The sequence below is a fragment of the Pseudomonas sp. genome, from assembly GCF_030683065.1.
In the GTDB taxonomy this organism is placed as follows: domain Bacteria; phylum Pseudomonadota; class Gammaproteobacteria; order Pseudomonadales; family Pseudomonadaceae; genus Aquipseudomonas.
This window is the reverse complement of sequence record NZ_JAUXMX010000021.1, coordinates 50,899-61,986: the sequence shown is the minus strand read 5'-3', so window position 1 is coordinate 61,986 and position 11,088 is coordinate 50,899. Positions and strand designations below refer to the sequence as shown.

Genomic DNA, 11,088 nt, shown 5'->3' with positions numbered 1-11,088 from the left:
TTTTTCTTTTGATTACTTAATGAAACACTATCTCGATATTTTCACTTTCCCCCAGATAGCAAAAGCCCCGATTTACGGGGCTTTGCAGAACTTATCCACAGAAAATGAAACGCTCTCTGTTTAATTTACAGCATCTTTCAGGGACTTCCCCGGTTTGAAGGCCACGGTATTACTGGCCTTGATCGTCACCGGCTGGCCGGTTTGCGGGTTTTTGCCGGTGCGAGCACCGCGGTGGCGCTGCACGAAAGTACCGAAGCCCACCAGGGTCACACTGTCCTTGCGGTTCAGTGCACCGGTGATTTCTTCCAGTACGGTATTGAGTACACGATTAGCCTGATCTTTACTCAGATCCGCCTTTTCGGCGATGGCGGCGGCGAGTTCCGGTTTACGCATAAGTGCCCCTTTGACGGTTTATTGTTGTTGTGTCCGTGCTGCTCATCCAGAGCAGCGCCCAAGGCGCCGCAACAGCTCTGCGCTGCGGCAGACCAAAAGGAGAATGGCATGTGATACAGACCTGCGCCAGTCTTGCCTGACAGTTTGAACAGACAAGATCAGGGCGTATCCGACACAACAACCGCCATTCACGCCAGCAGCGCTGGCAACTGCTTATTCAACGCGAGCTTTTCCTGCACGGCCGTGCCCGTCAAGGCATAACCAAGCAGGCTGCCGGCGGCATCACGGCACAGCGCCTTGATATCGCTGCCACTGCCCTCGACCGTCCACTCGCCCTGCAGGCCGCGCGGCGGCGGTGACACCACCAACGGACACACCGGGGTCTTCACCGTGACGGGCATGGGGCCGTAACTGACCGCTGTCGGTTTGCCCGCCAGGGTCTGGGCCAGCGCGCGGGCACAGTGCATCAGCGGCATCACGTACTGCAGATTGAGACCGTCGACCTCGGCGCAATCACCCAGCGCATAGATGTTGGGGTGGGAGCTGCGCAGCTCACGGTCGACCACCACCCCGCGGTTGACTGACAACCCTGCTGCTGCAGCTAACTCGGTGCGTGGACGCAACCCAACCGCGGAGAGCACCAGATCGCAAGCGATCAACGTGCCGTCCGACAGGTGCGCCTGCAGTCCCTCTGCGGCATGGTTGAGGCTGGCCAACACCGGACCGAGGTGCAAGCGCGCACCGAGACTTTCCAGACCCGCCTGCACCGCTGCTGCTGCCGCCGGATGCAGCAAGCCGGGCATCACCTGCTCGCAGGGCGCCACCAGCTCGACCTGGTAACCGCCGAGGCTGAGGTCGTTGGCGAACTCGCAGCCGATCAGGCCGGCACCGAGCAGCAGCACACGCTGCTTTCCGGCTGCAGCAGCACGAAAGCGCGCGTAGTCCTCCAGGTCGTTGATCGACAGGATCGCGTGCTGGGCATCACCTTCGACCGGCACCCGGATCGGCTCGGCGCCACAGGCCAGCACCAGGTCGCGATAGACCAGCGACTCTGCGTCGATCCACAGACGCCGCTGCCCAGGATCGATGCCGGTGATGCGCGTATGGGTGTAGATCTCGGCCTTGAGCTGTTCAGCCATGGCGCCGGGTTCGGCCATGCTCAAGCCATCGGCGTCCTTGTGCTTGCCGAAACCGGTGGACAACATCGGTTTAGAGTAGGAGCGCCCGTCATCGGCGCTGATCAGCAGCAACGGGGTGTCGCTGTCCAGCTTGCGCAACTCACGGGCCAGGTTGTAGCCGGCCAGACCGGTCCCGATTATCACTATGGGTGAAACCACCGGCGCCACAGCTGCACTCATCTTCACTTCCTCGATCGGCAAAACCGGGCCATAGCTTTAGGCCATGGCCACATCATGAACTATTTAGAAAATCTGCTGGATCAGCTGATTTCGATCATCTCGAAATCCTGCTTGCCGGTGCCGCAGTCCGGACACAACCAGTCCGCTGGGATGTCGTCCCAGAGCGTACCCGGTGCAATACCCTCTTCGGGCAGACCTGCGGCTTCATCGTAGATAAAGCCACAGACGATACATTGCCACTTGCGCATAACCACCTCTGTTCGACAAACCCTGATCAGACCCTAACGCAACTGCCGGCCCTGCGCCAAACCAAGCTCAGCCTTACCATCGACACATAACGGCAGCAGCACACATAGAGGGCTATTGACCGGCTGCACAATGAGACATGCCACTGCATGCAACAGCTACATCAGCAAATAAAACGGCGACCCTGAGGTCGCCGTTTGTTCTTGCTGGTAATCAACCGATTTCAATCATCTCGAAATCCAGTTTGCCCACTCCGCAATCCGGGCATAGCCAGTCTGGCGGCACATCCTGCCACTGCGTACCTGCGGCGATGCCTTCGTCGGGCCAGCCCTGGCTTTCGTCGTAAATCAGTCCACAAACCACACATTGCCACTTTTTCATAACGTCCTCAGGTGCCTCTCGGGTAGTGCATACAAGCACGCTACCGGAAATCCACCGGAGCGCCAAGCCGCCGGCCGGGCAATTGCACAACGCCGACGGGGTGCTTACCGCCTGGTCAAGTAATGACCGTGGCAAAACGCAACGAACCAAGGCCGGTACGTTTTGCCACCGACGCTAACCCACCATCAGCGGATCAGTGATGGCCATGCCATACATGGCGATCATGGTCAGGCTACCGGCTGCCAGGAGGTAGTACAGCGTAGGCAGCATGGTCTTGCGCATGGTGATGCCTTCGCGCCCGAGCAAGCCCACGGTCGCAGACGCCGCCACCACGTTGTGGATCGCGATCATGTTGCCCGCTGCCGCACCGACCGACTGCGCCGCCACCATCATCGCCCCGGACACGCCGAGCAGGCCGGCGGTATTGAACTGGAATTGCGAGAGCATCAGGTTGGACACGGTATTGGAGCCGGCGATAAAGGCGCCCAATGCGCCCACCGCCGGGGCGAAGAACGGGTAGACGCCGCCGACGCTGTCAGCCACCAGTTGCGCCATGGCCACCGGCATCGACACCAGATCAGAACCGTTGACCCCGGAGTTGATCAGGATACGCACCATCGGAATGGTGAAGATCAACACGAAACCGGCACCCAGCAGCGTGCGGCTCGACTCACTGACTGCGGCCTTTACTTCACTGAAGCGCATGCGGTGCAGGAAGCAGGTCACGATCACCACCATGCACAGGATACCGCCCGGCAGGTAAAGCGGCTGCAGAGCACCGGAAACGCCGGTTTCGCCGAGGATGTCGGTCCAGCCAAAGCTGGCCGCGATCAGCGCCGCCTTGAGTTCGGGAAAGATCCGCGAGGCCACCAGGAAGATCGCCAACAGCAGATAAGGCGCCCAGGCCATGGCTACGGACACCGGGGACTTACCCGCAACGTCCTCGATCTTCATCTCGATCGTGCCCATCCACTCGGACGGCCAGTCTTTTGCTTCGGCGAAGTCCCAGGTCTGCTTCGGCAGCAGGAAGCCGGCCTTGGCAGCCGGCACGACGATGGCCAGGCCGACCATCGCACCGATCATCGACGGGAATTCCGGACCGAGGAACACCCCGGCTGCCATGTACGGTACCGAGAAGCAAATCGCAGTGAAGATGGCGAATGGCGCCACCGCCAGGCCCTCTTTCCACGACTTATTCTTGCCGAAGAAACGGGTCATGATCATCACCATGATCAGCGGCATCAGCAGGCCGATCAGGCCATGCATAATCGCTACCCGCGAATAGATCAGGTGGAAGAACACCTCCCAGTTACTGTTCAGGGCCAGCAACTGCTCGCTCATGCCGACCTTGTCCAGACCGCCTGCCACACCAACCAGAATCGGCGTACCAACCGCGCCGAAGGACACCGGAGTGGACTGCACCATCATGCCCAAGACCACCGCCGCCAGGGCCGGGAAGCCCAACGCGACCAGCAGCGGCGCTGCCACCGCTGCCGGCGTGCCGAAGCCGGAGGCGCCTTCGATAAAGCAGCCGAACAACCAGGCAACGATCAAGGCCTGCACCCGCCGATCCGGGGTGATATTGGCAAAGCCGCGGCGAATCGCGCTGATGCCACCTGAATGTTTGAGGGTATTGAGCAGCAGGATCGCCCCGAAGATGATCCAGAGGATCGCCGCAGTGAGGATCAGCCCCTGCAAGCTGGAAGCCACGACCCGGGTGAAGGACATGTCCCAGGCGGTCAGGCCGATGATCGCCGTGAGCAGAAAGATCACCGGCATGGCGTATTTGGCTGGCCAGCGAAAGCCGATCAGCAGCACACCCGCCAGCACCAGCGGCACGAAGGCAAGGATGGACAGTAGCGTTTGATTCATGGGTTAGGTCCTTTTTAATTGTTGTGAACCACTGTTACCCGGGATCACCCGGTATTACGCATCGGAACCTGTCAGGCCCGCGAACACCGCGCCTGCGGCATTCATGCTCAAAAGCCCCGCACGCTTATGCGTACGGGGCTGAATATAGTTCGTCGAGGGCGTTACGCCTCCTGTTTGAAGCGTAGCCGCCAGGCGTGCAGCAGTGGCTCGGTATAGCCGCTGGGCTGTTCGCGCCCCTTGAACACCAGGTCGCTGGCGGCCTGGAACGCCGCCGAGCCGGCATAGTTGGCCGCCATTGGCCGGTACAGCGGATCACCGGCATTCTGCCCATCGACCACCCTGGCCATGCGCTGCAGGGTTTCTTCAACCTGCGCCCGCTCGACCACGCCGTGGTGCAGCCAGTTGGCAATGTGCTGGCTGGAGATGCGCAAGGTGGCGCGGTCCTCCATCAGGCCGACGTTGTGAATGTCCGGCACCTTGGAGCAACCGACGCCCTGCTCGACCCAGCGCACCACGTAACCGAGGATGCCCTGGCAGTTGTTGTCCAGTTCCTGCTGGATATCTGCCTCGCTCCAGTTGCGTTCGGCTGCCACCGGCACCGTCAGCAGGTCGTTGAGCAGGCGGTCGCGCTCGGCATTGAAATCGATGTTTTCCAGCTCGCGCTGCACCGCCTGCACATCCACCTGGTGATAGTGCAAGGCATGCAATACGGCAGCGGTCGGCGAAGGTACCCAGGCGGTGTTGGCGCCGGCCTTGGGGTGGGCGATTTTCTGTTCGAGCATGTCGGCCATCAGGTCCGGCATGGCCCACATGCCTTTGCCGATCTGTGCCCGGCCGCGCAGGCCGCAGCTGAGACCGACCAGCACGTTGTTGCGCTCGTAGGCCTGAATCCACTTAGTGCTCTTCATGTCGCCCTTGCGCAACATCGGCCCGGCCTCCATGGCCGTGTGCATCTCGTCGCCGGTGCGGTCGAGGAAGCCGGTATTGATGAAGGCCACCCGCGCGTTGGCGGCGGCGATGCAGGCCTCGAGGTTGACGCTGGTGCGCCGCTCCTCGTCCATGATGCCCATCTTCAGGGTGTTGCGCGGCAACCCGAGGAGGTCTTCGATACGGCCGAACAATTGGTCGGCGAAGGCCACTTCAAGCGGGCCGTGCATCTTCGGTTTAACGATATACACGCTGCCACTGCGCGAGTTGCCCTGACGCTTGAGGTCATGCAGGGCGATCAGGCTGGTCATCACCCCATCGAGAATGCCTTCAGGGATCTCGCGGCCTTCACCGTCGAGAATCGCCGGGTTGCTCATCAGATGGCCGACGTTGCGCACGAACAACAACGAACGGCCATGCAGGGTCAGGTTGCTGCCGTCAGCGCCGCTGTACTGGCGGTCCGGATTGAGGCGGCGGGTGATGCGCTTGCCGCCCTTGTCCAGTTCCTCGCTCAGGTCGCCCTTCATCAGGCCCAGCCAGTTGCGGTAGATCAGCACCTTGTCGTCGGCATCCACTGCGGCGACCGAGTCCTCTAAATCAAGGATGGTCGACAGCGCCGCTTCCAGCAGCAGGTCCTTGACCCCGGCGGCATCGGTCTGGCCGATCAGGCTGTTCGGGTCGATCTGGATTTCCACGTGCAGGCCGTGGTTCTTCAGCAGGATAGCGCTGGGCTGCGCCGCCTCGCCCTGGTGGCCGAGGAATTTTTCAGGCTGGCCCAGGCCGCTGTGCGTGCCATTGGCCAGACCGACCTGCAGCTGGCCGGCGACCACCTGGTAGCTGACGGCATCGGCATGCGAACCGCTGGCCAGAGGCGCCGCCTGATCGAGGAAGGCCCGGGCGAAGGCAATCACCTTGGCCCCGCGCACCTGGTTGTAGCCGGGGCCTTTGTGCGCCCCACCCTCCTCGCTGATCGCATCGGTGCCATAGAGCGCGTCATACAACGAGCCCCAGCGGGCGTTGGCGGCGTTCAGCGCGTAGCGCGCGTTCATCACCGGCACCACCAGCTGCGGGCCGGCCTGGCTGCTGATTTCACTGTCAACCTGAGCGGTGCTGGCCTGCACACTGGCCGGCGGCGCCAACAGGTAACCGATGCCGGTAAGAAAGGCGCGGTAGGCAGGCATATCCGTCACCGGCCCCGGGTGGGCGCGGTGCCAGGTATCCAGTTCGCATTGCAAACGATCGCGCTCGGCCAGCAGCGCCCGGTTTTGCGGCGCCAGTTCATGCACCAGGGCATCGAACCCCGTCCAGAACGCCTCGCGCGCCAGCCCAGTGCCCGGCAGCACTTCTTCATCGACGAAACGTTGCAGATTGGCAGCCACTTGCAGGCGCTGGATGTTCACGCGATCGGTCATCTTTGATTCTCCAATTCGGTTTTCGCCTGTCCCGCGGCAACAGCGGCGGGAATCAGGGCGGATTCGATGCTTTACGCTGACGGCTGCCGGGCAACCGCCGCACGAGTGCCTTCAGATCAGGGCGGCAACACCGGCCTTGGCGACCTGGGCGTCCTGATCGGCCTTGACCCCGGACACACCGACCGCACCAATCACCTGGCCATCGACGATCAGCGGCACACCGCCTTCGAGGGAGGTCAGCAACGGTGCGGAGAGGAAGGCGCTGCGCCCACCGTTGACCATGTCTTCGTAACCCTTGGTCTCACGCCGGCCGATGGCCGCACTGCGCGCTTTTTCGCCGGCGATGTAGGCACCGATCGGCGCGCAGCCGTCGAGGCGTTCGAGAGCCAGCGGGTGGCCACCGTCATCGACCACGGCGATGCTCACGGCCCAGTTGTGCTGCTGCGCCTCGGCGCGCGCAGCGGCAAGGATGCGGGCGACGTCGGTTTGACCAAGTACGGCTTTGCTTTGCATGTTCTTTCCTCATGATTGATGGGCGCGTAGTGCGCGAATTCGTGGCCCGTGAAGCTCAGCCCATGGCGTCCTCAACCACTTCGATCCAGTGCCGTACCGGGGTGCGGCCGGCGCCATCGAGGTGGGTCTGGCAGCCGATATTGGCGGTGACAATTACCTGCGGCTTGCCGCTTTCCAGGGCGTCCATCTTGTTGTCGCGCAACTGCCTGGACAGCTGCGGCTGAGTGATCGAGTAGGTGCCGGCCGAACCGCAACACAGGTGCCCGTCGGCCACCGCGGTGAGCTCGAAGCCCAGGCGACTGAGTACGCTTTCGACAGCGCCGCCAAGCTTCTGCGCATGCTGCAGGGTGCACGGGCAATGGAACGCCAGACGCTGCTCGCTATCTACCCCCAGGCCTTCCAGCGGCTCGCCGCGCAGCACTTCGACCAGGTCCTTGGCCAGTTCGCTGACCCGCTTGGCTTTCGCCGCGTAGCTCGGATCGTGTTCGAGCAGGTGGCCGTAATCCTTGACGAAGGCGCCGCAACCGCTGGCGGTCTGCACGATGGCTTCGGCACCCAACTCGATCACCGGCCACCAGGCATCGATATTGCGTCGGGCGCGCTGCAGGCCCTGTTCCTGGGCATTCAGGTGGTAGTCCACGGCGCCGCAGCAGCCGGCTTCACGCACATTGGTGATGCTGATGCCGAGACGATCGAGCACCCGCGCGGTGGCGGCGTTGGTGTTGGGCGACAGGCCCGCCTGCACGCAGCCTTCGAGGATCAGCACCCGACGGCCGTGCTGCACCGGCGGACGCGGCTTGGCTGGGTGGATCTGCCTGGGCAGCTTGGCCTTGAGCGCCGCCGGCAGCAGCGGCCGGAACGCTTCACCGGCCTGAACCAGGGCCTTGAACAGGGCCGGACGCGGCACCAGGGCGCGCAGGCTTTCACGCAGTACGCGCTGGCCCAGCGGACGCGGCACCGCCTGGTCGACCACCGCTCGACCGATATCCAGCAGGTTGTGGTAGTCGACCCCGGACGGGCAGGTGGTTTCGCAGTTGCGGCAGGTCAGGCAGCGGTCCAGGTGCAGCTGGGTCTTGGCGGTGACTGCATTGCCCTCCAGCACCTGCTTGATCAGGTAGATGCGCCCACGCGGGCCATCCAGCTCGTCGCCAAGCAACTGGTAGGTCGGGCAGGTGGCATTGCAGAAGCCGCAATGCACACAGCTGCGCAGGATGCTTTCGGCTTCTTCGCCGCGCGGCAGACGCTTGGCCTGTTCGGTTAAATTCGTCTGCATCTAAACCTCGGCGTACATGCGGCCGGCGTTGAAGAGCCCTTGCGGGTCGAGCTGGGTTTTCAACTGGCGGTGATAGCGCAACAACGGCGCGGACAGAGGCTGAAACGGGGTGTCGCAAACACCCGCAGTGAAGCAGGTGGCATGGCCTCCGGCAGCACTGACAATGCTGCGGATCTGCGCCGCCTCGGCACTCGATTTCAGCCAGCGCTGGGCGCCACCCCAGTCGATCAGCTGATCGCCGGGCACCGCCAGCAGCGGCGTATTGTTGGGCAGCGACAGGCGCCACAGGGGCCGTGGATCGGTGAAGAACTCCAGGTGCTGCTCGTTCAGTTGCTGCCAGTAGGTTGGGTCGAGCAGCTCGCCACCGAGGCTCTGGCGGGCGGCGGCCACCGAGCCTTCGCCGCCTTCCAGGCGCAGGTGCAGGGCGCGACCGTCATGGCTGGCAGCGCTCAGCGGCAGTGGCTGCTGGCCCCACTCGGCGAGCTTGCGCAGCGCGCTTTCAGCGTCCATCGGCAAGCGCAGGCTGAGGCATTGTCGGGGCTTGGGCAGCACCTTGAGCGATACTTCAGTGATCAGCCCCAGGCAACCGAAACTGCCCACCAGCAGGCGCGACAGGTCATAGCCGGCAACGTTCTTCATCACCTCGCCGCCGAAGCGCAGGTGCTTGCCGTGGCCAGTGATCAGGCGCGTACCCAAGACCATGTCACGCACCGAGCCGACCCAGGGCCGGCGCGGCCCGGACAGGCCCGTGGCGACCATGCCGCCGACAGTGGCACCCGCTGCAGCACCCGGCGACTCGCAGGGCAGCATCTGTCCGGCTTCATCCAGCGCCGCCTGCAATTCGGCCAGCGGCGTGCCGGCACGGGCAGTGATCACCAATTCGGTCGGGTCGTAGCTGACGATGCCACGATGAGCGCGGCTGTCGATCACCTCGCCCGCGACCTTGCGCCCGAGAAAAGCTTTGCTGTTAGCGCCCTGGATACGCAGCGCCAGCGAATTATTGAGGGCGTGGTTGACCTGTTCCAGCAACGCCGTGCTGGCATCGAAATCATGCGGCATGACCATCAGAAACGCTCCAGGTCGGGGAAAGGCAGCTTGCCGTGGTGCACATGCATGGCGCCGAACTCGGCGCAGCGATGCAAAGTCGGGATGTTCTTGCCGGGATTGAGCAGGCCCTTGGGATCGAAGGCCGCTTTCACCGCGTGGAACAGGGTCAACTCATCGCTGTTGAACTGGGCGCACATCTGGTTGATCTTCTCGCGGCCGACGCCGTGCTCGCCGGTGATGCTGCCGCCGACTTTCACGCAGAGTTCAAGGATCTTGCCGCCGATGGCTTCGGCGCGCTCCAGCTCGCCGGGCTGATTGGCATCGAACAGGATCAGCGGGTGCATATTGCCGTCGCCGGCGTGAAACACGTTGGCCACGCGCAGGCCATACTCGGCCGACAGGTCGGCGATGCCCTTGAGCACGCCCGGCAACTCGCGGCGTGGAATGGTGCCGTCCATGCAGTAGTAGTCCGGCGAGATGCGCCCGACCGCCGGGAAGGCGTTCTTGCGCCCGGCCCAGAACCTGACCCGCTCGGCCTCATCGCGGGCCAGGCGAACTTCGCTGGCACCGGCCGCCTCCAGCACCGCGCGGACTCGTTCGCAGTCGTCCTGCACGTCGGCTTCGACGCCGTCCAGTTCACACAGCAAGATGGCTTCGGCCTCGACCGGGTAGCCGGCATGGATAAAGTCTTCAACGGCGCGAATCGCGAGGTTGTCCATCATCTCCAGGCCGCCAGGGATGATGCCGGCGGCGATGATGGCGCCGACCGCACGCCCGGCTTTTTCCACCGAATCGAAACTGGCCAGCAGCACCTTGGCCACCTGCGGCTTGGGCAGCAGCTTGACCGTGACCTCGGTGATGATGCCGAGCATGCCTTCCGAGCCGGTGAACAGCGCGAGCAGATCGAAGCCCGGCGCATCCAGGGCATCCGAACCGAGGGTCATGTGCTCGCCCTCGACCGTGAGCACGTCCACCTTGAGCAGGTTGTGCACGGTCAGGCCGTATTTCAGGCAATGCACGCCGCCGGCGTTCTCGGCCACGTTGCCGCCGATCGAACAGGCGATCTGCGAAGACGGGTCCGGCGCGTAATACAGCTCATGGGGCGCGGCGGCCTGGGAAATCGCCAGGTTGCGCACCCCAGGCTGGACCCGGGCAAAGCGCCCGGCCGGATTGACCTCGATAATCTTGTTGAAGCGCGCCATCACCAGCAGGATGCCCTGCTCCAGCGGCAAGGCACCACCGGACAAACCCGTGCCTGCACCGCGCGCCACCACCGGAACACCGCGCTGGTAGCAGAGCTTGAGCAGACGCTCGACCTGCTCGATGCGCTCCGGCAGCACCACCAGCATCGGCGTGGCGGTGTAAGCCGAGAGGCCATCACATTCGTAGGGTTTGAGGTCTTCCTGGGTGTGCAGCACTTCCAGGTCAGGTAACTGCTCGCGCAATGCCGCCAGCAGGGCTGGCTTATCGACGCTGGGCAGCGGGCCGTCGACACGCTCGTCGTACAGAATGCTCATGGCAGGCTCACTCAGTGGTGTAGCGGGTGTAATCGTTATGGCGCGTCCGCACAGCGGCGCGCTGGTTGTGCAGCATGTTTAGTCCCTGGCATCCGGGGCGTCCATCGTCGACCACACTGGTATGACCAGTTTTTAAACACTCACGCGGT

The 11,088-nt window shown here is 63.3% G+C and carries 10 protein-coding genes; all 10 read right to left on the bottom strand.

Going from position 1 to position 11,088, the window contains the following annotated elements; translation table 11 throughout:
• Positions 1–120 precede the first annotated feature (120 nt).
• Positions 121–393 (bottom strand): HU family DNA-binding protein, encoded by a 273-nt coding sequence (locus Q8K09_RS05030; protein WP_090499841.1) that lies wholly within the window; start codon positions 391–393, stop codon positions 121–123.
• A gap of 188 nt (positions 394–581) precedes the next feature.
• Entirely contained in the window at positions 582–1,751 is a 1,170-nt protein-coding gene (locus Q8K09_RS05025) for an NAD(P)/FAD-dependent oxidoreductase (protein WP_305253888.1), read from the bottom strand.
• Between the two features lie 80 nt (positions 1,752–1,831).
• Positions 1,832–1,999: a rubredoxin gene (locus Q8K09_RS05020; protein WP_305253887.1), complete on the bottom strand. Its 168-nt coding sequence runs from the start codon at positions 1,997–1,999 to the stop codon at positions 1,832–1,834.
• Positions 2,000–2,210: 211 nt separating this feature from the next.
• Positions 2,211–2,378: a rubredoxin gene (locus tag Q8K09_RS05015; protein ID WP_305253886.1), complete on the bottom strand. Its 168-nt coding sequence runs from the start codon at positions 2,376–2,378 to the stop codon at positions 2,211–2,213.
• A 174-nt stretch (positions 2,379–2,552) separates the two neighbouring features.
• Entirely contained in the window at positions 2,553–4,250 is a 1,698-nt protein-coding gene (locus tag Q8K09_RS05010; RefSeq protein WP_305253885.1) for an L-lactate permease, read from the bottom strand.
• A gap of 161 nt (positions 4,251–4,411) precedes the next feature.
• Positions 4,412–6,589: a malate synthase G gene (locus Q8K09_RS05005; protein ID WP_305253884.1), complete on the bottom strand. Its 2,178-nt coding sequence runs from the start codon at positions 6,587–6,589 to the stop codon at positions 4,412–4,414.
• A 111-nt stretch (positions 6,590–6,700) separates the two neighbouring features.
• Complete coding sequence (locus Q8K09_RS05000; RefSeq protein WP_305253883.1) at positions 6,701–7,102, bottom strand: heme-binding protein; 402 nt, start codon at positions 7,100–7,102, stop codon at positions 6,701–6,703.
• Between the two features lie 55 nt (positions 7,103–7,157).
• The gene (gene glcF, locus Q8K09_RS04995) at positions 7,158–8,375 is read right to left on the bottom strand and encodes a glycolate oxidase subunit GlcF (RefSeq protein ID WP_305253882.1); all 1,218 of its coding nucleotides are present in this window, start codon (positions 8,373–8,375) and stop codon (positions 7,158–7,160) included.
• Positions 8,376–9,440, bottom strand: a complete 1,065-nt coding sequence (glcE, locus tag Q8K09_RS04990; RefSeq protein ID WP_305253881.1) for a glycolate oxidase subunit GlcE — start codon at positions 9,438–9,440, stop codon at positions 8,376–8,378.
• Positions 9,440–10,939 (bottom strand): glycolate oxidase subunit GlcD, encoded by a 1,500-nt coding sequence (glcD, locus tag Q8K09_RS04985; protein WP_305253880.1) that lies wholly within the window; start codon positions 10,937–10,939, stop codon positions 9,440–9,442. Before glcD ends, glcE begins: the two co-directional genes overlap by 1 nt.
• Between the last annotated feature and the right edge of the window lie 149 nt (positions 10,940–11,088).

Bases quoted from the DNA above. Each gene is read 5' to 3' on its own strand.
- Q8K09_RS05030 (WP_090499841.1), bottom strand. From the start codon at position 393: ATGCGTAAACCGGAACTCGCCGCCGCCATCGCCGAAAAGGCGGATCTG.
- Q8K09_RS05025 (WP_305253888.1), bottom strand. From the start codon at position 1,751: ATGAGTGCAGCTGTGGCGCCGGTGGTTTCACCCATAGTGATAATCGGG.
- Q8K09_RS05020 (WP_305253887.1), bottom strand. From the start codon at position 1,999: ATGCGCAAGTGGCAATGTATCGTCTGTGGCTTTATCTACGATGAAGCC.
- Q8K09_RS05015 (WP_305253886.1), bottom strand. From the start codon at position 2,378: ATGAAAAAGTGGCAATGTGTGGTTTGTGGACTGATTTACGACGAAAGC.
- Q8K09_RS05010 (WP_305253885.1), bottom strand. From the start codon at position 4,250: ATGAATCAAACGCTACTGTCCATCCTTGCCTTCGTGCCGCTGGTGCTG.
- Q8K09_RS05005 (WP_305253884.1), bottom strand. From the start codon at position 6,589: ATGACCGATCGCGTGAACATCCAGCGCCTGCAAGTGGCTGCCAATCTG.
- Q8K09_RS05000 (WP_305253883.1), bottom strand. From the start codon at position 7,102: ATGCAAAGCAAAGCCGTACTTGGTCAAACCGACGTCGCCCGCATCCTT.
- glcF (WP_305253882.1), bottom strand. From the start codon at position 8,375: ATGCAGACGAATTTAACCGAACAGGCCAAGCGTCTGCCGCGCGGCGAA.
- glcE (WP_305253881.1), bottom strand. From the start codon at position 9,440: ATGGTCATGCCGCATGATTTCGATGCCAGCACGGCGTTGCTGGAACAG.
- glcD (WP_305253880.1), bottom strand. From the start codon at position 10,939: ATGAGCATTCTGTACGACGAGCGTGTCGACGGCCCGCTGCCCAGCGTC.